Below are 25,742 nucleotides of genomic sequence, written 5' to 3' on the forward strand. Positions count from 1 at the left end.
CAGCTCCAAGCGGCACTCAGCAACCGGTTCTTTGACTCGCTCGACGATCTTACAACAGCGATCGACACCGCTCTCGGTCAGCTTTCCGTTCCAGAAGTGAGCAATTACTTCTAGTGTCTACTATAGCTCAAACTGACTACAGTAGCACCCACAAGACGAATTGTCAGAAAGCGCTCCTGATGTTGTTCAAATGGCGACACCACGAACATGGAGTCTCGAAGTGGGAACCATCGATCCGATTTTCAGAGGAGAGCAGCACAAAACCTCGTGATTACGTGACCCCGCGTGAGCGAGAGCAGATTCGGAATGCGGCACTTGAGTACGGCTCGGTCCCGTCGTATTCGAATCTTACACCCCCTGAGCGAGACCGATGGAAGGCATATCTCGCTCAACGATTCGAAAAGCCCAAATCCGATGTCACGCCCGCAGACTGGGACCGTGCCAATGGGTGGAAGATTCCATCCCTCGTATGGGCCTCTCTAGACGCTGGACTCCGACCCATTGAGGTGTCCCGTGCGACCACATCATGGGTCGATATAGAGAATGGGGTCCTTCGAATTCCAAAAGAAGAGAGCGCAAAATCTCGGGACAATTGGATTGTCGGTCTTCGAGACCGGACAACGACGATTCTTGAGAAGTGGTTGGACGAGCGCACCGCATACGAAAAGTACGATGAAATAGACCTGCTCTGGTTAACTCGCGAAGCGAATCCGTACACGTCGCAGTCGCTGATTTACGTGTTAGAACAACTCTGCCGGATCGCCGAGATCGAAACCGAAAACCGGCAGATGAGCTGGTACGCAATACGGCATTCAGTGGGAACGTACATGACTCGCGAAGAGGACTTAGCTGCTGCACAGGCTCAGTTGCGTCACAAATCTCCCGAAACGACGATGAAGTACGATCAGGCGCCAGTCGAAGATCGCAAAGATGCACTGAATCGAATGGGGTAAGAATAATGAAGACTCGAGATGCTGCCACACGGCTGACCGATCTCGGTTTTGTCCTAACAGATGCTCACCATGACGATTCGGTCTCAAAAGGCGCAATCTACGATCGAGCCTCTGCTAACAAACCGGTCTCTCATTACTCACTTGAGTGGCAGGTAAACTTCTGTTGGGATCACTGTGAGCAACAGGACTGTGACATCCCGTTCTTATTTACTGGCAAAGCGGAATCCGGAAACAACACAGATCGGTTTGTGTTCCAAGAGGAACGCATGGAGGAAGCCACCGATGCGTAGTTGGTACAGTGTAGACGAAACACGAGAACCCTGGTGTTTCCTGTCGCTTACGACTAAGGATGATGGCACGGAAACTTCCCTGACAGGATGGGCGCTTGCAGACGGTAATGCCGGCCAGTTGGTTTCGACGGACTCCGAAACTCTCGAGTCGTATGCCAACGAGAGTGAGCTGACGGTTGCCTTGTCCGAGGCGCTGGACGCCCGGCGATACTCGAATCAAATTCTGGTGACATCGGAGCAAGATACGGTGGTAGATCTCCGGCTGAAACTCCTTTCGTGTCCACAGATCCCATCGCCGACCCTCCGGGGATTCACTAATATTGCTCTGAACGGTGTCCTGAATCAGTACTTCGGTGGAACTTCGCCGTCGGAAGTGATGCATGAGGAGGGCAATTGGTCCACCAGTAGAGGGATTCGTCGTACAGCCGATCCCGATGATCCTGTAGAGACGTTCGAATTGCTATGGGAGGCGTGGACAACAGTCTACCAACTCCTCCCAGTGACGACGTGTCTGGGGGACCCGCTATGAGCAATCAACATTCCGCAGACGAGAGCTCGGAGACCATCACCCGTCGCAAGTTCACGCTATCGGAGCAACTTGATCGAGAGATCGAGAAGTTGGCTAGCCGGCACTATCAGGGGAATGTCAGTCTCTGTCTTCGGGCTGGAGTGAAGGAACACCAGCAGACACTCAATGGCGAGGGGCGACTTGCGTTGAAACGGCTCGAACACGAGGTCAGTAATCTCAGCGAGTCAGTCGCGGACCTGAACTGCGACACTGGCGATACTACAACTGAAAACAAGGAGGTCAGAGATGAACGTGGCCTAGATATCTCCCCATCAGTTGGGGCTCATCAATTAGACGTTGCGCAGGAGCTACTCGACGAATTTCTCAGATCAGAGACGCCACTTCGTGTTGAGGACCTCGTTGAACGCACCGACCTTCCCATACGCCGTGTCGTACGCGGGCTCGGGCATCTGGTTGATAGCGGTTCGATTGTCGAGACACCCTCGGGCTCACGGTACCAACTCGTCGCGAACAACCCCAACCAAACGATCGACCAATATCATGACTGATCAGAATAGTACTGATCCCGAACCTGACGAAACGCCGTACGTTGACGACTACCTTTCCAGAAACGAAGGTATTGTGCTCTCCTCATCGACCGTCCGGACGTATCGATACCGTCTCCAGCAGTACGTCCGGTTCTTAACTGAAAATGAGACGACAGTGTTGGATGCTGAACTGGACGACGTCGTAGCGTTTATCGAACGATGCGTTCGGCGCGGGAACCGAGAGTCGACGCTCTCGGGAAAACTCACGGCAATTGAACAACTCTACCGGCACATCAAACTCAAAACGGACGCTGCCGACGATCTCCGGCTCGAGCCATTGGAACTTGAGGCGATCAACCTTGGCCAGTACAACACACCACCCGCTCTCGAGCGTGTAGCGTTGACCCGAGAGGAAGTTCGACGCCTCTTCGACGCGATGGACAGCTATCGGAATCGACTGCTCGCTGTTACGGCAACGGAGACAGGGCTTCGGAATTCCGACCTCCGCGAGTTGCTGGTTTGCGATGTTGTGTTCGATGAACTGATGATTCACGTGCGGAACCCCAAAAACGAAAAACCCTACGACGTACCGATCAGCAGGGACCTCGGGTTTGAACTGGAATGGTGGCTCGGCGGCCGACGGGAAGCGTTCACGACGGCTTCCGAGAGCCAATATCTGTTTCCAGGACAGAATTCACCAAAGTTAGAAACGAACAGTGGCCTGAATCGGATAATCAAGACTGCTGCCGAAAAGGCCGACCTGCAAGATATTATTGGGGTTTCGAGGGTCAAAGAAGAGGCGAGATCGGCAACTGATTCATCTGTTTCAGAGCGTCGGTGGCATCGAGTAACGCCGCACACACTCCGTCACACATATCTCACACTACTAAAAGACGCTCACGTTCCGCTCCCATATCGCCAATTAGTGGCCAATCACACGAGTCCGGAGACAACACGAGGGTACACACACGGAGAAGACGGAGCATTTCAAACGATACGGGACCGATTTGACCCCCCTCGCTGAACTCGTTCCCCAATTCAACCTTGTATTTGACTGGGGGCTAAAATCACCTCCAATCTGCATATCTATTCACTAATTTCTGTTCAGTAGCAAACTGGTTCCCACGACTAAGAGCCGCATATATAACCACTGGAGTCCGTTCCTTCACGCTGGATCAGTGCCCACTGAGTGGCCATCTCGGACCTTAGATACGGTTATCCTACACTCGAGGTGGCCATTCAGTGCCCACTGGACCAACTTAAACGTGATTAACAATACGCTGGTCGGGTAAAGTGGTGGTCTGGGAACTCTCAGTACTGTTAAAGCAAGTTAGTCCCGTGAAAGAGACGGCGCATGATGTCCTTATACTCTGATTCGTTGTACGTATAGTATTCTTTTGTCGTCTTTATATTGTTATGATCGAGAGCAGCACTCCGTGCATCGGAATCCAGGCCAGCTTGCTTCAGTAGATGGCTGAAGGTGTGTCTGAGCAAATGAGGAGTAACGCGATGTTGCTGTATCTTATCTTTTTTTACTCCCTTATCCCTTTCTGCTTGCGTCGGTTCACGTTCTCCGACTACTTCTTGGATCCCGGCTCTATCAGCGGCTCGCTCTATGATACGAGACAGACTTTTGTTGGCCATCAGTTTCTCACTCTGTTCACTTGGGAAGAGGTATATACTATCCGAATATTTTGCTCCTGATACACGTTCGATTTTTATCCACCGTTCGAGTTCTAATGCGAGTTCGTCACTTATGGGGATACTGTACGTCCTGTCTGATTTCTTATTTGGGACCTCTATGATATTATTGTCAAACCTAACATCATTGATCTTGATATTACGGAGGTCGCTATTCCGTGCCCCTGTTTCAGAAGCGACTAACACGATCAGTTGGTCGCGTCGACTCTGCATTGCATCAAACAGTTTTGTTAGTTCTTCGTCATCCAGCGGTCGTTTTTGTGCTCTATTCTTCGTCTGGAATCCATTCGCATCGATGTCTTGGAGTAGAAATAGATCGATTTTGGCTTCACATCCGGATGCATTCCGAATGTATTTGTATAATTTAGTGATCGCGGTTTGTCGAGATTTGAGTGTTGTTGTTGCAATATTTTGCTGTGCTAACTCTCTGAAGAAGCCCTTGACATCACCGACCTGTGCTTTGAGGACAACCAAATCCTGTCGACTCAGGTATCGCGTGTACGCTCTGAGACGCGACTCATATGTACGAGCACTTGACTCTCTGATCTCGGCTCCCGAGACGGTTTCCAGGAACTCGTTTGCAATTGGTGCACCAGTCTCAAAGACTGAGGTACAACTTGATGAATTTGAGGAGCGGTTCTGCGATGATGGAGTCACTGGTGCATCTCTAGAAGCGCAGGAAGGCGTTTCGCTGTTCCTTGTGTCCTTGTCGCCCGATAACTTGGCTGAGTGTTCGTTGTTTGTGCCGAATACATCAAGCGTGGCCTGTTGATCGTTCGAAGTCATTGTCTATTCCTAAGATCGATTAATTACGGTGCGCATATTCGGTAGCAGACTGGGGAATTATCCGAATCTCGTTCGATATATTCTCTATCCAGCAGAGATTCGACTGCGATCTGAATCTCAAGCGGCTCAGCGTCTACCAATTCCGTCAGTTTGTCCAGGCTGAGTGACCCTTCATCCGATTCTACGAGACAGCTCTGGACTCTGCGCTCAACTGCGACTCCGTCAGAATAGTCTTCTCTAGTAGTGTCGCAGTCGGCACGGTCGTCTTTGGAGGTCGGCAGCGCGGCTCCCTCGTCGGGGTCCACTAACTGATCAACTTGGTCCCCGAGCTGACGAACCTCCGATCGAAGCTTCTGGAATTCGAATTCGTCTCGCCCATTAATCGTGCGTTCGTGGTCTTTGATAGCACTACGGAGAAACTGGCTTACGTTCCCCCCGTATTGCTCATCGGCGAGATCGTTCAGTCGTTGAGCCAACTTATTTGGTAGCGTGAATCTCACGCGCACATACTCGATGTCGGCTCGCGTCATTGATCTGCCCTCCAGTCCATTCCACTCCTTCTATCGAAATCACCATCCGAACACGAGGTATAGTGTATCTTATAAGAAGGGCAATAGAGAAGTTGTCTCGTAGGTGTCTTGTCCTCAGATGATGTACTTCTCTCGTATACCTGCCTCTCTCTTATCCGTGTAAGTACGGCTCTATATGACGAATTCCAACAAGACTTCGGGATTGTATATCTCTCTATGAGTGTTCCAGACAACAAAATACTCACAGTATAACACCCCCTTGGATCGACTCAATCACCTCTTTTTTCGTCTCAGGTGTTGCGTGTGCGTATTTACGTGCAGCTTCTAAACTCGCATGCCGAAGAGTTGCTGCAACCAGCTCCAAATCCTTCTCCTGATTATAGACATACATTCCCGTACTATGTCGGATGCTGTGCCAGGTGAGTTTCCGATTACCTGGTTCAATTTCTGCCTCCTCTATCAGATTGTCAAGCAATCTATTCAGCGTCCCCGAATTGTACGGATTCCCTTTTCGATTTAGCCAAATATTATCTATATTATCATACCTTGGCCTATTATTCCGCTCAGCCATCCAATACTCAAGAATTCGGCTTGATCGGTTCGATAACTCACATTCCCACTTCTGATTGTTCTTTACAGCAGTATCAGGGGGGATAACAATCTGGCCGTTACCAATATCAATCGATTTCATCTCCAACCGACCGATCATCTCAGCCCGCCATCCGCAGTCGAGCGTTGTGGAGATTATGCTCGGTATCTTCCAACTTCTCCGTAAGCTCTCCCAGTCATCTGGTCCGACCTGCTCTTTCGGTTTTCCCAGATGTTGGGATAACTGAGTATTCCACCTGTCTCGCTCGTCTGGTGACACATTCTTGTAATTTGGAGGGGATCGATAATTCAAAGCAGCCTTTAGTAAGCGCTCTCGCTCTCGCAAATTAAACGGATCCGGTCCCGCAGAAGAATCCGTGTCTGTAAATTCGATCTCAGGATCCCATTCGATTCCTTGAGACCTAAAATACGAATTAATCGCGTGCTGGAACTTCCGTTTACTCCCTTCGGAGTATTCCTCTCCGTCTTTGTTCAATATTTCGTCTCTATTGAGGCCTTCAATAAACTCATCAGCTTGTTTCGGTGTCAATTCAAGAATACTATATCCGTTCTCCCAGCAGTACTGGTGCACTTGATGAATTCGACGTGCAATTGGCCTTATATTCGATTCTGCATATCCTCTATTCCGCTGGGGATCCTTACCTCGCGTCCGTAGAAACTCCATCAACCTCGTCCAAATCTCATGATAGAGGATTTTTCTTTGTGATTGAGTCCCTCAAGGCTCTCTTTGGAGAGAAACTCGAAATCCGGTTTCTCCTCATCGTTCGGGGGCATGTATGCAAATTGGACGCGGAGATAACCGTTCGTTTCGCGAGGGGGGATCGACCCACCCGTAACTGTATAAGTGGGGTCGTGGTACTCAGAACCATGGTAACCGTTAGTGATGAAAGGGACCGGAGAATATTTTCTATACTTGCCCATGGAGAGAAGCAGCGGATTGAGATATTGAGGTTACTTGAGAAGTATGAGGGAATCTCGGAGGATGCAGCAGATAATCGATTAAAGAACGCAGAAACATACTATGATACGCTTGAAAAGGCCGAAAGAAACGACGGTGTTTACTATTTTAGAACGGATGTTGGCCGGGAGATGGTTCAGCCGAAACCATTTGCTGAAAAAAAGGAGGTGAGCAAGATCTTCAGTGATCTTGAGACTGTTCTTGGAATTAATAAGAGAAAAGAGAAACATGGCGCAACTCTTCCTCCAGATTCTCGACCTACTCTCCTGAGAGATCTTCTCGATATGTCTATGCATAGAAAATATATACTCTATGACGATGAAACAAAAGAACAATTTCTAGCCATATTTAATGAGTATCTCCAGAGGATGTCGGAATCTTATCAACACCCCAACAATAATGGGGATTTTGATCCAAAGGATATCACAGACACTCAGTTAGAATATCGAGAGTTCTTACAGCTCACCAGAGAACTTCTCCACAATTCAAAAAGGGGCCAAGAGCCATATGAACTCGGACCAGATTTGCTAGACTCTTTAGATAAGATAATGCAGATTTTTCCAGATCTCCCAGTTCAGTTGGGTTTAGACGTGCAGGGATTAGTTAATGAAATACATGAAGACCAAGGAAAGGAATTGTTCCAGCAACTACTCCATCTCGAAAAGTACGATAATGAATATTTACGACGACAGGCCTTCTATAGCTATGACATCCATAATGAGGTTGATGACTTGTTGGATGAGATATCCGAACTTGCAGATAAGACAACAAACGAAAGCCAAGCAAATAAACTAAGGAGACTAGTGGAAGATATTACAAACCTATATATTCATCATCCTGTCTCGTCTCAACATTCTAAAGTCGAATAGGCTTACTTGTGAATAATTGGCTCTCTTGCTCATGGGAGTACGTAGCGCTCTAACCAGGATTCTGAACTATGTAACTGGGAGATCTTCAGGAGATAAAATTGACCCGCAACAATACAGAATAGTACCACCCAGAGTTGAGGAAAAAGGGCCAGATTGGGGAAAGCGTGGAAATTACTACCGAAGAGCATTTGCGATAACTGATTTACCACCGACTATCGAACCATTGTGGTTTTCAAGAATATCTAAGCTGGCACCTTCGCAATGTTCCTTTTTGTCCCCTCATCTAACTCCGATAACGGATTTTTCCAGACAAAGTAAACAAATGAATCGCTTGTCGCAGCTCCAGTCCCGTCGCCACCAACAGAGAAGACAGCATCAACGGGGGCAACATGAAACAGATTCTTTGCTTAAAACAACACATCGATTATTCCATACCACATTTGAGGATGTGTTTTTCGAACTTGGCATTTATATTGATATTCGGGCAGAATCTAAAGATGAATTGGAACAGATTACTGAACGTTTATATGATATAGCTAGTGAGGAAGATATCCCAATAGTCCCAATTCGATTCCGTCGCTTAGAATCGATGCTAACTAATTCCCCTATTGTTTGGGACGAAATAGAATACCACATGATTGTAGATGCAGATACATTTGCAGGGGTTAGCTTAGCTCTTGGTTTGGTTCCACCTGGACCAACAAAGGCTTCTGAAGATTCCAGTTAGTCGTCATAGTGCATCTAATATTTTCAGAAACAGTATCCTGTAGGATGTTCCCGGCTTAGATGCGGTTTTCGATTGGAGATCTAAAACTGGCATTAAGAATTTAGAACAGGGCTTTGAACCGTTAGCTCAGAGAGACTGTTTTCTTTTGCACAGTTCGGACAAAGTGGATTTGTCCTATTAGTTGACATTCTATTGATGGTTTTCCAGTCAAAGATAAAATCACAATCTGGACAATACCATGGATGCACGCCATGGCTGTCAGCCAACTGGGGATACAAACCCGCAAGCGTTGGCGTCAATCGGTTATCATTATCGCTCTGAAGATACTCGCTTATCTTTTCCCTCGGGTATGTCGTACAGCCCAGGATTAGTCCTCGTACACCTAGGTCGCTGTGTCCGGAATTACCTTTACCACACCGTTCCTGATAGGAGCAATATTTACACTCCCAGCTTGACTCTGGTACAGCTGGGGGCAAGTTCTTATCAAGCCGATACTCGGTTTGCTCGTTCGCCCACGACAGTACGATATCCTTCCAGAACTCTTCATCAAAGTCGACATGGAAAAACACTACATCGAATGAATCACGGTCGGCGTACATGAGAACGCCCTCCGTCAAATCGACATCGTATTCATCAGAGAGACCAGCCATGTAGGCGTGGAGTTGGGCTTTGTGATGCCGACTCGGTGAGGTCAAATCCTTAATAGATGACTTGGTCTTGATTTCCGTTGGCAAAATCGGAACTGCATCTGGGTCCACTATAACGGGATCAGTCGTACCCTTAATCCGTAGTTTACCAACCTCTGTTTCTATGCTGTGATCAATCCACACCGAATTCTGTACGTATCTATCTGAGCCAGTGACCTCCTGCTGTAAAAATGGGAATACTATGTCTTCTTCAAACCGAGTTCCAAACCAGAAAATTCCTTCTGGATCTGACTGTTCCGCGGGCGCATTGTGCTGCTGGTAGTAGATTTTTCGATGGCATTGCAGAAGGTTACTGGGGTTATGATATTCTGGGTCCGGAACGTACCCCGATTTATTGAAGTATGGTGTTCCGTTTTCGATATTCTGTCTGAACTGACGTTCCCGATACCAGTCACGGAAATGGTCTGCCGAGAGGATGTTACGTAATTGAGTAACTGTTGCCTGCGTATGCCCTGAGTCTCTCTCACGTTCATTAGCCATTTGTGGATGGGGATGGCCATCTCGTTGACCATCGTTGTCTCCCACAACGGTTCTCATAGGGTTGCTCTATCGGTCATTGTGGGTCAGTTCTCGTTTTCTGATCCGTGACTGTCGATCATTGTCTGAAACACGTCAACGGTAGCAGCATCTATCTCAAGCAAGAGCACTGTGAGTTCGAAATTACGTCCGGTTGAGACAATTTGTCGCTGGGAGTCATAGATGATTATCCCTGCTTCGGATAGTTCGGGTAGATGCGTCTGCGAGAGAGCATTGTACGCGTTCCGATATGGCTCTCCGGTCGATTGCCGTTCTGGGCACTCCTGCTCCAAACTGGTAATTTTTCGAGCCAGTTCTCTGGTCGTGAGTTCATCCTCATTATCCTCCTGCAGGAACTGAATCACGTATCGCCGACGAGCAGCTCGAAGAGAGTGGTAGAGAGCTGATAGAGTGTCTTCGAGATCGTCTGTATCCGTCATGAATTTTGTCACCTGTGCGGTCGTAGCGCTCCTAGTGAACATTGGAATCGCAGGGTGTTTAGTGATTCTTGCAGACAACCACAAAATCTTGTGGTCAAAGATGCTGAAAAACGGGTCCAAAGATTGGTTTTCACCCTCTCTTAGGTTCCATTTTCTTGTACTCCATGGTAGATGCGGCCCCGCGTAGAGTGGATGACCCAGGCGGACGAACGGATCCTGGAGTTCCTACTGGAGAAAGATATTATCGCATCTCCTTCTGTTATCGCCGCTAACATCGATTACACAGGAGAATACATTTCTCGACGTTGTCGGAAACTTGCTGATGGAGGCCTCCTGCAACGAGTTGATGCATCAAACTATCGACTCACCGAGCTGGGTGAGCGATTTCTTGAAGGGGAGGTCGATCCGGGCGAAATAGAGCTTGATAACCAATAGTTCACCGAACCTGATTAAGATATTCCGGCGTTGTACCCGACTACAACGTAGTGGAAACTATTGGTGGCTATTACTTGTGGTATCTTCGCTAGGACTGAAAGTAGAATCAATGCTTTGGATCCGATTCAACGACGGTAGTATTGCAGACACCTGGCGTTATCTGAACCCCGGATGGCGAAGAAACATGTGAGTGGCAACACTGGCAAACACCTTCTTTTGCCAGTCAATACTGCCGAATACTGGCCCCAATCCCAATTTCTTGGCGGGCTATAGAGTGCTTTGGGATCAGGAGTAATCAGTCTCGCGCTCGAAACAAACCAGGGGTCTGATTCTCTCTTCGGGCTGTGTCTAAGGGCACAAATTAAAACACCCGCATCCGTTGCTCTCAGTGAGAATCCACTTGGATCGCGTTATTATTGATTACACCACGAGCACTGTTAGAGATTTCGCTTCGACGGTGCCATCTAATATTGCATCAGCCAACGCACGAATTCTGCTTGGCTTGTCAGGAGAGAACGGGATGGTCAGCACGCTCTAAGTAACGTCGTGCAGGCTGTGCAGTACCCCGTTTGATACCGTCTCGCAATTCCTGTGCTTCTTTAATATGGACCATCCGTCGAGGCTTGCCAAATTGGAGCCGGAATTGATTTGGCTTCCCGTACTTTGCTTTGTATGAGCTTGCAGACTCATTATAAGTTGGGGGTGAGTTAGGGAGGCCAGCAATGTCGTGGACTTCACCACCGTTTCGGCTTAGTACACGATCGAGTTCTTCAGCATTTACGTCCCGCGCGCTTCCATAAATTGGAAGAGTTCCATATTGGGACATCTTGTCGATACCACCTCCTCGACGGTTATAAGTTAGGTTTCCATTCATCAAAGTTGAGAAAGTTTGGACTCCGTAGTCTGTCAAGTGCATTCCGTAGTATCCTGAACGAGGTAGAATAACCGGTAAATGCTCTTGGCGAGCGATATTACTGACATCAGTAATAAATCGTTCAAGTGATTTGTCATGTCCTTTCTCCCAGACTCTCTCGATATTTGAGATGGTGATAGCAATTCCAGAGTATGATGCATTCTCGACTTCTTTACGAATTGCCTGCTTGACTAAATGGTCGTTATCGTTGTTACTGGGTTCAAATATCCCTTGATCGATGTAGAAATGTAGGTAAGAGGTTACAAATCCGCTTGACGGTTCGTTGTGTTTTGTCTCAGCCAACTGTCGCATATAGCTGTTGAGACCGAGAGATCTGCTAATAGCGTCTTTTCCACTAGACTTCATTACAGGGGGGACCGGTGGAATAAGTGCTGCATTTGGAGCATTAGCGGCGTCATTCGCAAGTCGCTCAAAGTAACCAGTAAAGCCAGAGTCTGCACGGTTGTCCCTCCATGCTTCGTGGACTTTTCCACTGCTCTGAGATTGATATTTCATAGGGACTTTCAAGCCCTTGCTCTTCAACAGAGTCTTCATTTGAGCTTGAACAAAAGGTTGGAAGAAGCGAGGAAGCCTCTCAATTGCCTTTTCGTAGTTCCCATCACGGAGATCATCATAGAACGTACCGGATCGTCCCTGATCTCCTTGGAAAGCATATGTGACAAGATTTTGTGGACGGGTATAACGAAACAGCTCAACCGGTTCGTAATAGTAGAACGGGTGCTCAGTTACGAGTTGACGGATATCATCTCGAACCTTCTTGAACCGAGGTTTAGACCGAATGTCTTGCCAACGGTGCCCAGGGACAATAATGGGGTTCTTTGATTCTAATGTATCTTGTACGTGCAAAAGCGCCTGTAGCCCCTCTGGGCCACTGACTTCAGGAGTGTAAAATGGCGCCTCAATACCTTTTACATCACTGATCCTGATTTCATCAACCCCCTGTGCGTTTTGCTCAATGAATTTCAGTTCTTGCATTATTTCTCGACCTCCTCTGCGAACTCTTGCATTTTCTGGAACACTTCATCTAGTGATGAGATAGGGAAAATAACCGCTCCTTCTGTGGTTTCGCCTTCCATCAACGAGAATCGTTTTTCGGTCAGGTGGAAATAGAGATCATCGTTTTTGCCTTTAGCGAGTTGGATATCTAGAATTGTCTCACCGTCTTCAATTCGTTTCTTTCCAAACGAATGGAGAGGCTTTCCGTTGGGGTAATAGAAGTGGGTTTGCTTATCCCGCTTCTGTCGATATACCTCTCTCAGTTGTCGAAGTCGAGCAAGGTGCTTATCTACAGTGTTTCGAGCAAGATCCGTTACTTCCATAATCTCACTTACAGTAATACCATCTTCTCCGTATTTTCGAACAGCTCGCCGTACTTGGTCTTGAGCTAGAGTATCACTCTTATCATTACTGAACCCTTCAACACTGGGGCCATCATCAGAAAGCTCGTCAAGTGGATCTTCAAGATCTGAGCCTAAATCTAACGCAGATATTTCATCGTCGTCTTGTCGGTCTGGGTCAGGCATCTGAGTCCACCATATCATAGGGTCACGGGGAACTTATATATAAAACCACCGCTAAAATGGACTTATCTCGGAGAGACACTCGCGTCATCTTCCCCCTGGTTTTATTATCTACTGGCTATCAACGATAAGGTAGAATGGAGGTCAGACTCAGATTCGGGTCTTCGTAAGGAAAACTCGACCTGCGAACGTGTTGGAGCACAGCGCAGGTCGAGGTGCCGTCCTAATGACCAGCCATTGAAGCCACCGGGTGTAGGCTTCCCGGGGAGCTGAGCCACTAGGACTTGGTCTGACTTTTGTCGGGCTAGTCTTAAGCCTTGCTCAACTTCTCCGTGTGGCGTTCGACACGCAGATGACTCAGGAAGACACTTCCGGCATGAGCCGGACTGACCAGGTACAGCCCGACTACAACCACTTGGAGAAACTCGTTCAAGTCACGCAGGACGCCCTTGTCGAGGCCGAAACGATTATCAACGGTCATCGGGACGCCGTTGATGCCATTGACGATGGCCTTGAGCAGGCGGAGGACCTGATCGACGACGCCCAGGACAACGATCACCCCGAACTCTTGGACGAGGTTTCCGCCTACGTCGACGATGTTCAGGGGACAATCCGTCACCTCGAAGACAGGGTCGACTACGAGACGGACACGGAGGAGACCGTCGAGAGGATGAACGCCCTCGATAACGCGGTCGAAGACCTTGAGGACGCCCTAGAGGACAACCACCAGGGCAAACTCGTGGTCAACGTCAGCGAGAAGATGTTCTTCCCCGACGAGTTTGTCATGGAACCGTCCAAGATTCTCGAAGCAGCGGGCTTCGCCCGAGACGAGTACCTTCTGTACGCGGGAGCAGACGCAGACGAAGACGATCCGCACATCGAGAAGGGTACGAACGTCGACCTCCGGGACCAGAACGTCTTCTCGGCCATCCCCGACGAGGTGGGATACGGCGGTACGTCGACCAACACTCCAGAGGACGACGACGCCGACCTCCCCACCGGTATCCAGAAGGAAGTCGAGGACCTCCGTGAGGACTACAAGGTCGACGTCGACACCGAGGCCGAGGACTCCTTCACGCATGTGATCGTGCGTGACTACCCGGTACCAGTCGACACCTACAACCGAGACACGACGGACGTGATGATCCGGGTTCCTCAGAACTACCCCGAACAGGCGCCCGACTGGGTGTACGTCGAGGAAGAGTTCCGTCTGAAGAACGGCGAGCTCCCGCGGAAGGCTCAGACGATGGACACCAACCCGAGAAACGGGGCCGTCGTCCCTGGCTGGGTGGCACTCTCCTGGCACCTGAGCAAGATGGACACGGTCACCTGGACTCCCTACCAGAACAACCTGCGCTGGTACCTCGACACCATCGTCCGCGGTCGACTCTCGCAGGGTGACTGATGCTGGAGGACATCAAGAACGCCGACGAACGGGCCGCCCCGGCGAGTACTGACTGGATCGACGAGTCTCTGTCCGGCGTCGACGCTGTCGCCGATCGCGTCTCCCTACGAATTACCGGCGATGACTACGAGAGCCTCCGTGACCACCTCATCCGGCCAGACAAGCTGGAGTATGCGGCGTACCTCCTCGCCGGGACGAATCGCTACATGGACGGCGACGACGAGGTGCTGGAGTACTTCGTTCGTGAGGTCGTCCCGATCCGCCCGTTCCGATACTCAAAGCAAGCCAAGGGCTTCGTCGGGATCCCGCATGACGTAACGCGGGAGATGACCGACGACGCTGCCGGCGACGGTATCGGGGACGACTGGACGGTATTCGTTGTTCACAGCCACCCCTGGTCGACCTCTCCCCGCCACTCGGCGACCGACGACCGGGCGGAGCCCGAGCAACTGGCCACGATTCAGGCCGACCGAAAGGGGCCGCACGGGTCACTCATCATCGGTTCAGACCAGGACTCGGTGACAGGTCGGGTCTGGCCGACCGACGCGGCAACGATCCGCGACTGCGGGGCGGCCGCCGCCACCCCACTGGACGAAATCGTCATCCTCGGGAAGCGGTCGTTCTCGAAGATCCGACCAACGGACTCGCGGATAGAGTCCGACGATAGCAGTCCGGACCGTGACGAGATGCGCGACCGACAGGCGCTGCTCCACGACACCGAAGGAAACCGCGACCTCGGGAACACTGACGTGACCGTGGTTGGTGCCGGTGGGCTCGGGTCCGACGTGATCCACACGCTCGCGAAAATCGGCTTCGGTCGCGACGACGGGTCAATCACTGTGGTCGACCCCGACGTAGTCGAGGAGTCCAACCGCTCGCGCATCACGGGCGCGAAGCCGATTGACGCCGGCGACGAAGACGCGACTCCTGACGAAGACTCGGTCGTCCCGGCCCGATGGACCGACGAGATCCCGGACCTCGGGACCGCGAAAGTCGACGTGATGGAGCGACACGTAACCGAGATGGACCCCAGGATCACCGTCGAGACTGTTCGGGAAGTCGGTCAGTCTAAGGCCGGAATGGACGCCATCACAACCGCCGATATCGTGGTTACGGCGGTTGACCGACAGACGCCTCGGCGAGTCATATCGCGAGCTTGCAAGCAGTACCTCCGTCCGCACATCGACACAGGCGTGGCGATCAACACAGACGGAACCACATCCATTGCGAGTCGAATGACTGTCTCGGGCGCCGGTCGCCCGTGTCTCGACTGCCTCGGCGCAATCAACGAAGACCGACTTCAAGCCGAACAGCACGGGAGTGACCAGGAGGCCTACGGAGTCGGCGAACAGCCGGCTGTCGCAACAGTCAACGCCGAGGCCGCTCAGCGCGCATCCTTTGCTGCTCATCGATACTGTACTGGCCTATTTGACGACCGAGGTGGGTTCGCGACCGGGATATTCGACTTCGCAACTGGTGAACGCTACGACACCAATGACCGGAACTCCGACTGTCCGTACTGCGGGGAGGACGCGCTCTTCCCCGCACGTGGTGAGCGGGCCCCCTCACCCGTGAAGGACATAGAGCGGAGCCGACCTGCTCAACCCGAGAATTCGGCGAAGGTTCAGTCCGGCGAGAAAGGCGTAATCGCCACGCTCCGTAGCCTGGTTCGGACTCTCTGATACCAGCGGTTAGGAACAAGAGCGTTAACCCGCTCACAGCGATTTAAATTCTGGCGGGGTATGAAGGGCGTCATCCAGAACTTCTCCGTCGATCTCGCCAGGAAACGCCTCATTGCGTTACCTAAATATCTGGTTCACAGAGAGAATACGAGAGTCAGTCGAGATATTCATTCTCAGTCACCACGAGATCGCCGTGATTTCTGATCTGATATCCATCACCATACTCTCTATTGTGGTCTCTGATGTTCGGGTGGCTGGGTCTACTGAGTTCGTTGAAGCGGTCGGGAGTCTGTTCGAACCATTCTTAGAATTCGAGTATGACGAGACTCTAGATCCGACACAATTGGTCGGCCAACCCGGCTAGAAATGGTCGGGTTCCCGATTTCGAATAATCGAATCGACTGACAACTAATGTCCTCGATACCTCTCTGTTTCGGCTCGGTCTTCTCGGACTATAATCCGGCTTCCAATGGTCTGGTACCTTCACCGCTCACGGTCATTCTAGGTGCGAAAAACCACTGAGGGGCCAGTTAATGGCCGAACTGTAACGATGTACACAGCGACCGGCCATCACTATTGTCTGCTCTGGCATAATCCGAATTCGAAGATCAGATATCTGGCTTGCAAGGCCGGACTGAAATATTTTGGCCGAAACTGAATCAATTCATAATGGAAAGCCCACCACTCGTATAATTATTCTGATTCACCCTCGTCAAAACTGTGAGATAAGTCAACCTGCTGTCCGGAAGCAATTCTATCGCTTTGTAGGATGAGGAAGTCGCTAATCAAATACTGAATATAATATTTCTGATAGTTCTGCTTTGCTGTATTGAATAGTTTGAAACTCCCAACTGCAATAATGAACGCCGCTGGAGCTAGTATTCTACTGCTAATATCTAGTGTACCTATGAATGAGGTGTACGACGCTAATTCGGATAACACACCTATCATCGAAAGCATACTATATATAGCGTAAATCAGGAACAGGCAAATTGAGACAATCCACATACTCCGGCAAAAAGAGTAGATTGCTTGGAATGACCGTGATCGACCACGTCCATCGATATGAACTACAGACCGGATATTCCCGTACAATAAATCAAACCTTCTCGCGGTGTCCCCATTTTCATCCAAATCGGTTCTACTCTCGGGCAAATTCAATTCTGGAAAGGTACCACGCGAAACCTCGTAAAATGAGTTGCAGACCTCTGTATCGAGTATTTCACCATCTTGATTTGTATTCAGTTCATTGATGAATCGCTTGCGGTGGCTAGTATTCTCGAAGTATTGGTCCCCGAATAACTGGCGGAGTGGTTCAGCGATAAACCACCGCTTGAACCAGAGATTGGCCTTCTCGCGTCTGCTTGTCGCCTCATTCATCATTTCCTTGATCTCCTCACTTTTTGATGAGTTGCTCTCAATCGCCACTGCAACCGTGTGTACCGCCTGCCCAACTGCAAAACCAATGGCAAGAATTGGTAGAAGAACGCCTAGCGATCCTAACGAAGTTTTTGAGGGGAGGAATGGAATCACTCCAAGGAGGAAAACAACACCAGGAAGTAGAACGCTAAAAAAGCTATAGAGGCTAATTCTTGGTGAGCTGTTCCCGAGCATTATCAGCAGTCACAACCCCTCCCACATAAACGCCAGTGTCTCTATTGGATACGAGGAAGATCATACCCCGACCGTTAGTATAATGTGTACGTGCCCTAGATTTTGGCGTACGAGGGACGACCATGGCAACTCAACAAAATACTCCTAAACCACAATCTAAAACCTCGGTGCAGGTCGGCTTAGATGCTGTCCTAGTTATTGCCTTTGTTGTCCTTGCTATCTCGTTATTCGCACCTCAGGTGGGTCACGAATGGCTGACAGTAGCTCCACTTATCGGCGGTGCTGCAATTGCGATTCTTACTGCATTTTTTTCGCTAATCACGTAATTGTAACGCGATTTCATCAGCATCCTCTGTGTGGGGTTGATCACAATGAATACCTACCAGAGACGGATAGCTAACTGACTCCTGTCGATGAACATCGACCGCCAGCTTCAATCTCGTATCTTGTGGGCCAATCCGTTGTATCAGTAGACAATTTAGTGAGGTGTATTTGATGTAGAAGCAAGACAGCGATTTCGTCTATTATTCGCTCATCAACATTGCTTGTTCGTCCGAACCGTAATGGTGAAGCAATACCCGAAATCGCATGACTGCGGCAGATTCTCGAAATCGTGGGAATCGGTTTGCCCTCACAATTTGGTGGCAAAGTAACTCAACTACGACTGGAATCGCAAGACGGCGAGAGGAAAGGAGTGCTCCGACAGGGATTCGAACCCTGGTCATTGCCGTGAGAGGGCAATATGATTGGCCGGACTACACCATCGGAGCGTGTACTCACTGATAGCCGCGAGTTGTGTTTAACAGTTGCGCTTTGTTCCGACCCTGTCTCGATTTACCAACCGACAGGGGCCCCATAGAGCGACTCGCTGGCCCACACCCGGACGGTGTCGGTCAGAGACTCGTCGAGCGAAAGCCAGCGCCTAAATTACGGTATGTAAGCGACTACAATCATATAGAGGTCGTAACGGAACTGCGACGGTTCGGTAGTGAGTTGCAACTGTCCGACCTGTAGACCGCTGTAATTCCTGTATCGTCTCGTGAAATACTTGCGAAAATATACAGGGGGCTAGCTGTCGAACCCGTAGCAGTGGTTGCGAGAGCGGAACGTGTCGCGACGGGGGTACGAGTGTCGGAGCAACCACACGAGTAGGGACCCTCTATGGGGGCGGTAGCGTGTCTCGGGGTGGCGACGACTGTCACCCACGTCGATTGCTACGGAGGGTGCGACGATCGGTCGGTCACGAGACAACCGCAACACTGCACCCATGTACGATACGAACATCCTCGCTAAGAGTACCGGCGCATCGCTGGGGGTCGTCGCGCTGGTCGGTGTCCTCTTTTTGAGCACCGGAACAGCATTCGCCATGCCGGTCGCCGGCATCGGCGGATTCCAGATCCAAGCCGACAGCATCGAAGGCGACGACCTGCTGCTGTATCCAGGTCTCGCAGACGGTAGCAACCAGGACGACTACCCACACTCCATCGTCGAACTCCGGAACAACGAAATCGAGAACCTCCGACTGACCAAGACCTTCGACCTCGATGAGTACACGGATTCGATGGACGGACGAGCGCGACTCGTCATCGAGTCGGGAGGGACGGTCGAAATCGAGCGACTCCTGTTGAAGACGCCGGAACTCGGCGCCGACGAAGCGACGTTCAACGGGCTCGAAATCAGTGAGAGCGATTCGGACGACCTCGAAGAGTCCTTCTCGATTCGCGCCCCGTCCGATCCGGACGATACGCGACAGATCGACCTAAACGGCGGTGAGAACCCAGGACTCGAAATGACGAACGCTGACATCCGAGCGACTTATCTCGCGACGGACGAGATCACGCTCCCGGACCTCGAGCTCAAGTTCCAGCTCGACACCGACGGGGACGGGGACTACGAGTACGAGTAGTCGCCCTGTCGCGATTCGGCCTTCTTTTTTCGCCCGAGTCAGTCCTCGTCGTCGAACGGTGATCCCGCAGCGTCGGGTTCGTGACCGCTGAGACTGACGATGTTCTCACGGCCGACGCGGAGTTTGCTGATCAACTCCTCGTCTTCCATCTCCGAGAGGAGCATACTGACCTTCGATTTGGACCACCCGGTCTCGTCGACGATGTTGGCCTGTTTCATTCGTCCCCCGTTCGTTTCCAGCATCTGTAACACTCGGTCCTCGTCGGAGAGCAGTTCCTCCTCGGGTACTGCCGGTTCGTCGGGCGTCGCGTCGGTGTTTGCCCGGGCTGCCGTACCCATACCCGCTGCCGAACTGGATGCGGCCTCCGTGGCGGAATCACCCTGTTCGGTCGTATCGTCGGACGCGGTCGGTCCAACCAGCCCTGAACGCCAGGCGACACCGGCACCGACTCCGACTGCCAGGACGACCAGTCCGACCAGCAGCAACTGTAGCTGTCCGTTCGCGCCCGCCTGCTTCGTCGAACCGTTCGTGCCGTCGACCGTCGTCGCCATCTCCGCTGTCGACTCATCCGACTGTGTCTCGGACGTGAAAGCCACGCGCGGACGGTTGTCCGAGAACCGCCGCTCGCCCTTCCAGGTGAGGGTGTCGCTGTCCCCGATGGACGTACTGGAGTTCACGTCCGGGAGCGGGTCGACCCCATCGGCGACGAACGCCAGGTTCGGGCCGGCCTCGAACACTAACCACTGGTTGGGCCCGATGTAGAACTCCCCCTCGAAGACGTCGCTGGCGATTACGTCCGTCCCGTCGACGACTGCGAACCCGTGCCAGAGGAACGACATCTGGACCCGGCCCTGTGTACCGACCGTCGCGGTGTCTAACGAGGCCGACCGCTGGAAGCCATCGGCCGTCATGTTCCGCCCGGTTGCGTCGGTGCCCGCGGAGACGAGTGCCTGAGCGCGTTGCTGGAATCTCGTCCAGATATCGGTCTCCTCGGACTCGAAGCGGTCGGCGAACGCCTCGAACTGCTCGGCTTCGCTGTCGTTGAGCGAACCGGTGTAGTATCGAAACGTCCACCGCGCCGACCCGTTCTCGTAGACCTCGATGTTGAACGTCGCCGACGTGAACTGGTCGGGCGTCGAGAGTTCCGCGGACTGATCAGCCGACACGGAACGCCCGTCGATAGCCACCGCGCCAGCAGGCACGAAAGCCGTCCCGACCAGGAGGACACAGACGAGAGCCAACGAGAGCAGACGAGACATCTAGTAGTGGGTGAACTGCCGGCCAGCATAAAAAACACAGTGTTGGTCGGGTGGACGGTGACTGATAGAGACAGTCGGCCCGCGATTCGGCTCCCTTACTACCGCTCAGTGACTCGTTCGCGGAATCGATATGAAACTGCAAAAACCGTGATCGCCTCAGGGTGCGAGCCGGTTCTTTCGGTTTTTCATGTGTTCCTCGTAGTACTCGAAGGTGATCGGGCACCACTCCGCCGCGAGGTCGAGGATCGTTTCGGTCATCTCTCGGATCTCCCACTGAGCGTCGGCTGCAGCTCTCATGTCCGCCACATGCATCAACATCCTGACGTTCATCGACATGACCATGTTCACCTCCGTGCCGATAGGGAGGACGAACCGTGCGTCCTCGGGTGGCATGCCGAGGTCGAGCAGTTCCTGATAGGACTCGACGGCGTTCTCGATGGCGTCGTTGAACACTTCCTCGCGGCGTTCGGCCGCCTCCTCGCCGAGACTCCCCGTCTTCTGGTTGCGGCCAACCCAGTCCGGGTCCGTCGCCGAGGGCGGGGTCACGACGAGTTCGCCCTCGCGGACGTCCTCGGGATCGACGTCGTCGAACGAGACGTAGCGCATACTCTGAACGTCGAATGACACGTGTCGGTGGCGAGTGATCTGGGCCATACAGGAGCGGCTGATCCCCTTGATAGCGAACGTGGCCTGGGGGTGCTCGAAGGGGCCGAAGTGGCCGTGGTCGAGCAGGTGGCCAATGAGCGTCTCCTTTTTGTCCTCGAGGGAGTCGCCCTCGATGGACGCCATCACCTCGTCGAAGGATTGGTCGCCGACGAACTCCGACATGTAGTCGTTCCGAGCCCCCTTGCAGATGACTTGTTCAGGGTCCTCGGTAGCTTCGAGTAGACGGACCTCCATGTCCTCACGGCCGGAGCGGAGTGGTATAAACCCACCTGTGATGAGTAGTGATGGCGCGTGGTGGAACGGTCGGTTCAGGTACACGCGGGATTGAAGCCGCCTGCCGTCGAACCGCATGCATGGGCTACCAGACAGCCTCGACGGACGACGTCGAATCGGTCATCGACGAGGAGTACGGCGGGATGTGGTTCATGAAAGACGCGCTCGGCACCGAGGAGGTGGGACTCACGGTTCTGGAACTGGAACCGGGAGCCAAGGGGAAAGAACACGACCACGGTGGTGACGGCCAGGAGGAGGTCTACTGTGTGGTCGACGGGGAGATCGACGTCGACTTCGCGGACGAAACGGTGACGCTGGATGAGGGGGATGCCGTGCGCATCGACGCCGGGGAGACGCGCCAGATACACAACCGGGGCGAGGAGCAGGCGCGGCTGGTGCTTGCGGGCGCACCGCTATCGTGACGGAGACGACTGAGAACCGTTAGATCGAGGCCCAGTCCGTGGGCGAGTCGGTGATACCGAGGACGCGGGCCTCGCGGCCGGCGTCGCCTTCCCGAACCTCGATGAGGCCGTCGAAGGCCTGTTTGAGGACCTGCAGTGTCTGTTCTTCGTGGGCACCGGTGTCGATGGTGAACACGCCGATGTAGCCGGCGGCGTCGAGCCGGGACGAGAGGACGTGGCAGAACTTGAACACCGTCTCGCGGTCGGTGTAGGTGAGCATGGTCGACAGCGAGATCAGTGCCAGTCGGCCCTCCGTCGCGCCGCTCCCATGGAGCGATTCGAGGCATTTCGTGATGCCGATCCCGATACCGGTCAGGTCGCCCGGGGAGGAAACGTGGTGGATGTACAGCCCGGGCGGCGTATCGGAGTTCCCGCCGCGGCCGCTGGATCCCTCCGCGCGGCAGTCGACGACGCCGAACTGGATGTTGTTCGAACCCGAGACGCGCTCCTGATAGTCCTCGACGACGGTGTCCGCGTCGCTTCCGGTGGTCACGACGAGTGCGCCTTCGCCCTGCCGTGATCCGTCTGCCAGTATTTCCATCGCCAGGTTCTCCTTGCCAGTCATCGCCGGGCCGGCGATGAGGACGCTCGTCCCGGGCCGGATCTCCGACACCGCTTCAGTTTCGAGAACGTTTGAGAGGTCGTACATAGTTGCTACGTGTCATCTCCGCCGATCTGCTGAATCGCGGTAATGAAGTCCGAATCGTCTTCGATACCGCCCATCGTCTGTGCGAGGTCGTCCTGCAACTCGGTTATGCGGCCCTGTAATTGTTCGTATTCGTTACTATCGGCGAGTTCGGCTCCGCTCTTTGCGGTCTCCAGTGTCGCCTGTTTCTCCACCAGGGCGTAATACTCCTGGAGGAGGTCGTCGTAGTTCGAGCGTTCGAGGAGTTTCTCGACCGTTTCGTGGAGTTGTTCGCTCCGGATCGGTTTGCTGAGATAGGCGTCGAATCCCATCTCGAGGATGTCGAAATCAGGCTCGACGGCTGTCACCATCGCGACCCTGCAACTCAGGTCCCGGCCGCGGATGCGTTCGAGTACCTCGTCCCCCGAAAGCCCCGGCATCATCCGGTCCAAGAGAACTACGTTCACGTCCTCGTCGAGTTTCGCGAGTCCCTCGTCGCCGTTCTCCGCGATGCGAACCTCGTAGTCCGCTTCGAGCCAGAGATTGTAGGTTTCGGCGACATCGGGTTCGTCCTCGACGATCAGCACGACAGGTGCCCTCGAGTCTGTCATTCTGCTCTCGGTAGCCGTTTACCATTCCTCATACATAGCCCTGTGGGTCGTTCAGGGTTCTCATCCGCGGGAACCCTCCGCTCCCGGGACGACCGGACGAAAACGGTACGCACAAGCGCCGGGTCCGCGTACGCTCCGCCGTGATCGTCAATCTCGCCCGAGGCCAGCGCGTCTTTACCAGCAACGTCTTCCTCGTCGACGGCGACCGTACCGTCCTCGTCGACGTCGGCAACGACTTCGACGTGGTACGCGAAGTCCACGAGTACGTCGACGACATCGACGCCGTCGTGCTGACCCACACCCACCCGGACCACGTCGGCAACCTCGATGCAGTCACGGACGCCTTCGACGTCGACGTCTGGGGCTACGACCCGGAGGTCGCGGGCGTCGACCACGCCATCGCCGACGAGGAATCGGTCACCCTCGGCGACCACGAGTACGTCGCCCTCCACACGCCCGGCCACAAAGACGACCACCTCTGTTTCTACTCCGAGGCCGCCAGCGTCCTGATCGCCGGCGATCTCGTGTTCGCCAACGGCGGCTTCGGTCGGACGGACCTCGCCGAGGGCGACCGCGAACTGCTCATCGACAGCATCGGTCGCTTGCTCGCGACCGTCGACGACGACCTCTCGGAGCTGTACACCGGACACGGTCCCGGCGTTCCGAACGACGCGTACCACCACATCGAACTCGCCTCACAGGCCGCCCGGATGGGCTAGCCTACACCGCGTCGTCTGGGTCGTATCGGTCCATCATGCGGGCTGCCTCGTCGGCGTACCGCCGCCGCGTCTCCTCGTCCGTGACCGTCACGAGGTCGTCGGGTTCGACTTCGATGGCGGCCGTCACTTCGGGTGCCTGTCCGCCGAAGCGATTGAACGCTCGCTCTTTCTGGAGGTACTGCTCCCCGTCCGGCGTCGCGTATACGATGACGAGGATGTGCGGCGAGTCCGCCGAAAACGTTCGTTCGACCATCCACACTTGCTCTGTCCGCTCGACGGTCGAGGAGTCTCCCATATCGACACGACCGGAAGCCAACGTATCAACGGTCCCGCCCGTTCCCGTCGAATGAGAACGCGACCCCGCTCAAGCCGTCGCCGCCGCGTCGAGGAGGGAGTCGTACGCGTGTCCGTACGCGTCCGCGACCGACGCCGGGTCCTCACGCTCGGCCGAGGACAGCGCCGGCAATCGCATCGTCTCGACGGCATCGACGAGTTCGACGACCGCCGGGACGCGTTCTTCCAGTTTGCCCTCCTTCGGGCCGCCGCTGGCCACCGAGCAGGCCTTGACGAACCTGTCGCCCTCGTACACCCGAGCACGAGCCGGCTCGACGACCGCCACGGCGTCGGGTTCGTACTCCTGGAGCGGGCGCGCTACGTTCCCGTAGGACTCGACGACTGCACGGTCCTGCTCTCGGATCCGGCGAAGAATACCTTCGAGGGCAACGAGGTGGAGCTGTTCCATCACCTCGTTGAACTCCTGCAGGGAATCGATCCTGACGGCGTCGTCGAGCGGGAGGTGTTCGCGGGCGGTCTCGGGGACCTCGACGGTGTCGTTGACCACGTAGTTTTCGGCGACGCGGTCGATGACGAACTCCCGGTCAGCCTGTCCGAGCAATCCGGTTCCGCTCCCGGGCGAGGGTTGCCAGAAACGGTGAACCGGGTTGATGGCCTCCGGTTCGACGTCGCCGGGGCTGGCGTCGGCCAGGCGTCGGGCGTCCTTCCCGAACAGGCGACCCTGCTCGACGGCGTGACGGAAGTCGTCGTGGTGGAACCAGTGGTCGTTGCCGGCGCGGGGCTTGAATCCGACTGCGCCGGTGCGTTCGAGGAGGCCGACGGTGAAGGTCGTCTTCCCGGCGTCGACCCGGTCGGCCCCTGCGACGAGCAGTTTCATTCCGCGTCGAGGCCGTACAGGCCGGGTTCCTCGTCGCTCTGTGGTTCGGCGAAGACGAAGGATTCGGCGTTCCCGACGATCCACGGAATGGTCCAGTCGAGCAGGATGGCCTCCGTCTCGGGATCGAGTTCCTGCCCCGGGTCCAGGCCCTGGAACAGGCGAGCGATCTCGTAGACGCTGTACATCTCGTCGGGATCGAGGACCTCCTCGGGGTCTCGGAAACTCAGCGAGCGGAGATCGTCGAACTCGGATTTGGGAACTGGCATTGCCGTGCGTTCGTGCCGGCGGGCGTAAACCCTCCGGACTCGCGACGAGCGCG

At 53.5% G+C, this 25,742-nt stretch carries 26 protein-coding genes, 1 tRNA gene and 2 pseudogenes; 13 read left to right on the forward strand and 16 right to left on the reverse strand.

The window, feature by feature from the left end; all coding sequences use genetic code 11:
- The 4 genes and pseudogenes from E2481_RS13675 to E2481_RS13690 all read left to right on the forward strand — a co-directional run.
- A pseudogene (locus E2481_RS13675) lies at nucleotides 1-114 on the forward strand (IS630 family transposase); the annotation flags it as partial.
- An 8-nt stretch (nucleotides 115-122) separates the two neighbouring features.
- Nucleotides 123-953 (forward strand): annotated as a pseudogene (locus E2481_RS13680) (tyrosine-type recombinase/integrase); the annotation flags it as partial.
- An 815-nt stretch (nucleotides 954-1,768) separates the two neighbouring features.
- Complete coding sequence (locus E2481_RS13685; protein WP_136717720.1) at nucleotides 1,769-2,320, forward strand: hypothetical protein; 552 nt, start codon at nucleotides 1,769-1,771, stop codon at nucleotides 2,318-2,320.
- Nucleotides 2,313-3,323: a tyrosine-type recombinase/integrase gene (locus E2481_RS13690; RefSeq protein ID WP_136717721.1), complete on the forward strand. Its 1,011-nt coding sequence runs from the start codon at nucleotides 2,313-2,315 to the stop codon at nucleotides 3,321-3,323. The genes E2481_RS13685 and E2481_RS13690 overlap by 8 nt, the downstream gene beginning before the upstream one ends.
- A gap of 296 nt (nucleotides 3,324-3,619) precedes the next feature.
- Here E2481_RS13690 and E2481_RS13695 read toward each other — a convergent pair whose 3' ends face one another.
- From E2481_RS13695 to E2481_RS13705, 3 genes are all read right to left on the reverse strand, one after another.
- Entirely contained in the window at nucleotides 3,620-4,786 is a 1,167-nt protein-coding gene (locus E2481_RS13695; protein WP_136717722.1) for a tyrosine-type recombinase/integrase, read from the reverse strand.
- A 23-nt stretch (nucleotides 4,787-4,809) separates the two neighbouring features.
- Nucleotides 4,810-5,316 (reverse strand): hypothetical protein, encoded by a 507-nt coding sequence (locus E2481_RS13700; protein WP_136717723.1) that lies wholly within the window; start codon nucleotides 5,314-5,316, stop codon nucleotides 4,810-4,812.
- Between the two features lie 241 nt (nucleotides 5,317-5,557).
- Nucleotides 5,558-6,589, reverse strand: a complete 1,032-nt coding sequence (locus E2481_RS13705; RefSeq protein ID WP_136717724.1) for a tyrosine-type recombinase/integrase — start codon at nucleotides 6,587-6,589, stop codon at nucleotides 5,558-5,560.
- 38 nt (nucleotides 6,590-6,627) lie between these two features.
- Here E2481_RS13705 and E2481_RS13710 point away from each other — a divergent pair, with 38 nt between their 5' ends.
- The gene (locus tag E2481_RS13710) at nucleotides 6,628-7,752 is read left to right on the forward strand and encodes a hypothetical protein (protein WP_136717725.1); all 1,125 of its coding nucleotides are present in this window, start codon (nucleotides 6,628-6,630) and stop codon (nucleotides 7,750-7,752) included.
- Nucleotides 7,753-7,783: 31 nt separating this feature from the next.
- Nucleotides 7,784-8,479: a hypothetical protein gene (locus E2481_RS13715; protein WP_136717726.1), complete on the forward strand. Its 696-nt coding sequence runs from the start codon at nucleotides 7,784-7,786 to the stop codon at nucleotides 8,477-8,479.
- Between the two features lie 92 nt (nucleotides 8,480-8,571).
- Here E2481_RS13715 and E2481_RS13720 read toward each other — a convergent pair whose 3' ends face one another.
- Both E2481_RS13720 and E2481_RS13725 read right to left on the reverse strand, forming a co-directional pair.
- Nucleotides 8,572-9,711: a CRISPR-associated protein Cas4 gene (locus tag E2481_RS13720; RefSeq protein WP_250137830.1), complete on the reverse strand. Its 1,140-nt coding sequence runs from the start codon at nucleotides 9,709-9,711 to the stop codon at nucleotides 8,572-8,574.
- Between the two features lie 38 nt (nucleotides 9,712-9,749).
- Nucleotides 9,750-10,142 carry a DUF7344 domain-containing protein gene (locus E2481_RS13725; protein WP_136717727.1) on the reverse strand — a complete coding sequence of 131 codons (393 nt, stop codon included), beginning with the start codon at nucleotides 10,140-10,142 and terminating at the stop codon, nucleotides 9,750-9,752.
- Nucleotides 10,143-10,313: 171 nt separating this feature from the next.
- On the opposite strand from E2481_RS13725, the gene E2481_RS13730 reads away from it, so the two are divergent.
- The gene (locus E2481_RS13730) at nucleotides 10,314-10,577 is read left to right on the forward strand and encodes a MarR family transcriptional regulator (protein WP_136717728.1); all 264 of its coding nucleotides are present in this window, start codon (nucleotides 10,314-10,316) and stop codon (nucleotides 10,575-10,577) included.
- A gap of 505 nt (nucleotides 10,578-11,082) precedes the next feature.
- Here E2481_RS13730 and E2481_RS13735 read toward each other — a convergent pair.
- Entirely contained in the window at nucleotides 11,083-12,486 is a 1,404-nt protein-coding gene (locus E2481_RS13735) for a hypothetical protein (protein WP_136717729.1), read from the reverse strand.
- Complete coding sequence (locus E2481_RS13740) at nucleotides 12,486-13,034, reverse strand: helix-turn-helix domain-containing protein (protein WP_136717730.1); 549 nt, start codon at nucleotides 13,032-13,034, stop codon at nucleotides 12,486-12,488. The genes E2481_RS13735 and E2481_RS13740 overlap by 1 nt, the downstream gene beginning before the upstream one ends.
- A gap of 373 nt (nucleotides 13,035-13,407) precedes the next feature.
- Between E2481_RS13740 and E2481_RS13745 the strand changes: the two genes are divergently transcribed.
- Together E2481_RS13745 and E2481_RS13750 are read left to right on the forward strand one after the other, a co-directional pair.
- The gene (locus tag E2481_RS13745) at nucleotides 13,408-14,436 is read left to right on the forward strand and encodes an E2/UBC family protein (protein WP_169302448.1); all 1,029 of its coding nucleotides are present in this window, start codon (nucleotides 13,408-13,410) and stop codon (nucleotides 14,434-14,436) included.
- A complete protein-coding gene (locus tag E2481_RS13750) occupies nucleotides 14,436-16,118 on the forward strand; it encodes a HesA/MoeB/ThiF family protein (RefSeq protein ID WP_136717732.1) in 1,683 nt (560 codons plus the stop codon). The genes E2481_RS13745 and E2481_RS13750 overlap by 1 nt, the downstream gene beginning before the upstream one ends.
- 693 nt (nucleotides 16,119-16,811) lie before the next feature.
- Here the strand turns inward: E2481_RS13750 and E2481_RS13755 are convergent.
- On the reverse strand, nucleotides 16,812-17,732 hold the full coding sequence (locus E2481_RS13755; RefSeq protein WP_136717733.1) for a hypothetical protein: 921 nt from the start codon (nucleotides 17,730-17,732) through the stop codon (nucleotides 16,812-16,814).
- Nucleotides 17,733-17,854: 122 nt separating this feature from the next.
- Here E2481_RS13755 and E2481_RS13760 point away from each other — a divergent pair, with 122 nt between their 5' ends.
- Complete coding sequence (locus E2481_RS13760; RefSeq protein WP_136717734.1) at nucleotides 17,855-18,058, forward strand: hypothetical protein; 204 nt, start codon at nucleotides 17,855-17,857, stop codon at nucleotides 18,056-18,058.
- A 369-nt stretch (nucleotides 18,059-18,427) separates the two neighbouring features.
- On the opposite strand, the gene E2481_RS13765 is transcribed toward E2481_RS13760, so the two are convergent.
- A tRNA-Glu gene (locus tag E2481_RS13765) sits at nucleotides 18,428-18,502 on the reverse strand.
- 497 nt (nucleotides 18,503-18,999) lie between these two features.
- Between E2481_RS13765 and E2481_RS13770 the strand changes: the two genes are divergently transcribed.
- The gene (locus tag E2481_RS13770; protein WP_136717735.1) at nucleotides 19,000-19,638 is read left to right on the forward strand and encodes a DUF6230 family protein; all 639 of its coding nucleotides are present in this window, start codon (nucleotides 19,000-19,002) and stop codon (nucleotides 19,636-19,638) included.
- A gap of 38 nt (nucleotides 19,639-19,676) precedes the next feature.
- Here E2481_RS13770 and E2481_RS13775 read toward each other — a convergent pair whose 3' ends face one another.
- Nucleotides 19,677-20,897 carry a helix-turn-helix transcriptional regulator gene (locus tag E2481_RS13775; RefSeq protein ID WP_136717736.1) on the reverse strand — a complete coding sequence of 407 codons (1,221 nt, stop codon included), beginning with the start codon at nucleotides 20,895-20,897 and terminating at the stop codon, nucleotides 19,677-19,679.
- A 156-nt stretch (nucleotides 20,898-21,053) separates the two neighbouring features.
- The gene (gene thyX, locus E2481_RS13780; protein WP_136717737.1) at nucleotides 21,054-21,797 is read right to left on the reverse strand and encodes an FAD-dependent thymidylate synthase; all 744 of its coding nucleotides are present in this window, start codon (nucleotides 21,795-21,797) and stop codon (nucleotides 21,054-21,056) included.
- 119 nt (nucleotides 21,798-21,916) lie between these two features.
- Here thyX and E2481_RS13785 point away from each other — a divergent pair, with 119 nt between their 5' ends.
- Entirely contained in the window at nucleotides 21,917-22,258 is a 342-nt protein-coding gene (locus E2481_RS13785) for a cupin domain-containing protein (protein WP_136717738.1), read from the forward strand.
- A 19-nt stretch (nucleotides 22,259-22,277) separates the two neighbouring features.
- Here E2481_RS13785 and E2481_RS13790 read toward each other — a convergent pair whose 3' ends face one another.
- Both E2481_RS13790 and E2481_RS13795 read right to left on the reverse strand, forming a co-directional pair.
- Complete coding sequence (locus E2481_RS13790; RefSeq protein ID WP_136717739.1) at nucleotides 22,278-22,946, reverse strand: RAD55 family ATPase; 669 nt, start codon at nucleotides 22,944-22,946, stop codon at nucleotides 22,278-22,280.
- Between the two features lie 5 nt (nucleotides 22,947-22,951).
- Nucleotides 22,952-23,533 (reverse strand): HalX domain-containing protein, encoded by a 582-nt coding sequence (locus E2481_RS13795; protein WP_136717740.1) that lies wholly within the window; start codon nucleotides 23,531-23,533, stop codon nucleotides 22,952-22,954.
- Nucleotides 23,534-23,673: 140 nt separating this feature from the next.
- Between E2481_RS13795 and E2481_RS13800 the strand changes: the two genes are divergently transcribed.
- Nucleotides 23,674-24,252 carry an MBL fold metallo-hydrolase gene (locus E2481_RS13800; RefSeq protein WP_136717741.1) on the forward strand — a complete coding sequence of 193 codons (579 nt, stop codon included), beginning with the start codon at nucleotides 23,674-23,676 and terminating at the stop codon, nucleotides 24,250-24,252.
- Between the two features lies 1 nt (nucleotide 24,253).
- On the opposite strand, the gene E2481_RS13805 is transcribed toward E2481_RS13800, so the two are convergent.
- The 3 genes from E2481_RS13805 to E2481_RS13815 form a co-directional block, all read right to left on the reverse strand.
- Nucleotides 24,254-24,547: a hypothetical protein gene (locus E2481_RS13805; protein ID WP_136717742.1), complete on the reverse strand. Its 294-nt coding sequence runs from the start codon at nucleotides 24,545-24,547 to the stop codon at nucleotides 24,254-24,256.
- Nucleotides 24,548-24,616: 69 nt separating this feature from the next.
- Nucleotides 24,617-25,423, reverse strand: a complete 807-nt coding sequence (locus E2481_RS13810; RefSeq protein WP_136717743.1) for an ATPase — start codon at nucleotides 25,421-25,423, stop codon at nucleotides 24,617-24,619.
- Complete coding sequence (locus E2481_RS13815; protein ID WP_136717744.1) at nucleotides 25,420-25,689, reverse strand: DUF5827 family protein; 270 nt, start codon at nucleotides 25,687-25,689, stop codon at nucleotides 25,420-25,422. The genes E2481_RS13810 and E2481_RS13815 overlap by 4 nt, the downstream gene beginning before the upstream one ends.
- Nucleotides 25,690-25,742: the final 53 nt, after the last annotated feature.

Origin of the sequence: Halorientalis salina, assembly GCF_005049285.1 — an archaeon.
Taxonomy (GTDB): domain Archaea; phylum Halobacteriota; class Halobacteria; order Halobacteriales; family Haloarculaceae; genus Halorientalis; species Halorientalis salina.

Bases quoted from the DNA above. Each gene is read 5' to 3' on its own strand.
- E2481_RS13685 (WP_136717720.1), top strand. From the start codon at position 1,769: ATGAGCAATCAACATTCCGCAGACGAGAGCTCGGAGACCATCACCCGT.
- E2481_RS13690 (WP_136717721.1), top strand. From the start codon at position 2,313: ATGACTGATCAGAATAGTACTGATCCCGAACCTGACGAAACGCCGTAC.
- E2481_RS13695 (WP_136717722.1), bottom strand. From the start codon at position 4,786: ATGACTTCGAACGATCAACAGGCCACGCTTGATGTATTCGGCACAAAC.
- E2481_RS13700 (WP_136717723.1), bottom strand. From the start codon at position 5,316: ATGACGCGAGCCGACATCGAGTATGTGCGCGTGAGATTCACGCTACCA.
- E2481_RS13705 (WP_136717724.1), bottom strand. From the start codon at position 6,589: ATGGAGTTTCTACGGACGCGAGGTAAGGATCCCCAGCGGAATAGAGGA.
- E2481_RS13715 (WP_136717726.1), top strand. From the start codon at position 7,784: ATGGGAGTACGTAGCGCTCTAACCAGGATTCTGAACTATGTAACTGGG.
- E2481_RS13725 (WP_136717727.1), bottom strand. From the start codon at position 10,142: ATGACGGATACAGACGATCTCGAAGACACTCTATCAGCTCTCTACCAC.
- E2481_RS13730 (WP_136717728.1), top strand. From the start codon at position 10,314: ATGCGGCCCCGCGTAGAGTGGATGACCCAGGCGGACGAACGGATCCTG.
- E2481_RS13735 (WP_136717729.1), bottom strand. From the start codon at position 12,486: ATGCAAGAACTGAAATTCATTGAGCAAAACGCACAGGGGGTTGATGAA.
- E2481_RS13740 (WP_136717730.1), bottom strand. From the start codon at position 13,034: ATGCCTGACCCAGACCGACAAGACGACGATGAAATATCTGCGTTAGAT.
- E2481_RS13745 (WP_169302448.1), top strand. From the start codon at position 13,408: ATGAGCCGGACTGACCAGGTACAGCCCGACTACAACCACTTGGAGAAA.
- E2481_RS13750 (WP_136717732.1), top strand. From the start codon at position 14,436: ATGCTGGAGGACATCAAGAACGCCGACGAACGGGCCGCCCCGGCGAGT.
- E2481_RS13755 (WP_136717733.1), bottom strand. From the start codon at position 17,732: ATGCTCGGGAACAGCTCACCAAGAATTAGCCTCTATAGCTTTTTTAGC.
- E2481_RS13760 (WP_136717734.1), top strand. From the start codon at position 17,855: ATGGCAACTCAACAAAATACTCCTAAACCACAATCTAAAACCTCGGTG.
- E2481_RS13770 (WP_136717735.1), top strand. From the start codon at position 19,000: ATGTACGATACGAACATCCTCGCTAAGAGTACCGGCGCATCGCTGGGG.
- E2481_RS13775 (WP_136717736.1), bottom strand. From the start codon at position 20,897: ATGTCTCGTCTGCTCTCGTTGGCTCTCGTCTGTGTCCTCCTGGTCGGG.
- thyX (WP_136717737.1), bottom strand. From the start codon at position 21,797: ATGGAGGTCCGTCTACTCGAAGCTACCGAGGACCCTGAACAAGTCATC.
- E2481_RS13785 (WP_136717738.1), top strand. From the start codon at position 21,917: ATGGGCTACCAGACAGCCTCGACGGACGACGTCGAATCGGTCATCGAC.
- E2481_RS13790 (WP_136717739.1), bottom strand. From the start codon at position 22,946: ATGTACGACCTCTCAAACGTTCTCGAAACTGAAGCGGTGTCGGAGATC.
- E2481_RS13795 (WP_136717740.1), bottom strand. From the start codon at position 23,533: ATGACAGACTCGAGGGCACCTGTCGTGCTGATCGTCGAGGACGAACCC.
- E2481_RS13805 (WP_136717742.1), bottom strand. From the start codon at position 24,547: ATGGGAGACTCCTCGACCGTCGAGCGGACAGAGCAAGTGTGGATGGTC.
- E2481_RS13810 (WP_136717743.1), bottom strand. From the start codon at position 25,423: ATGAAACTGCTCGTCGCAGGGGCCGACCGGGTCGACGCCGGGAAGACG.
- E2481_RS13815 (WP_136717744.1), bottom strand. From the start codon at position 25,689: ATGCCAGTTCCCAAATCCGAGTTCGACGATCTCCGCTCGCTGAGTTTC.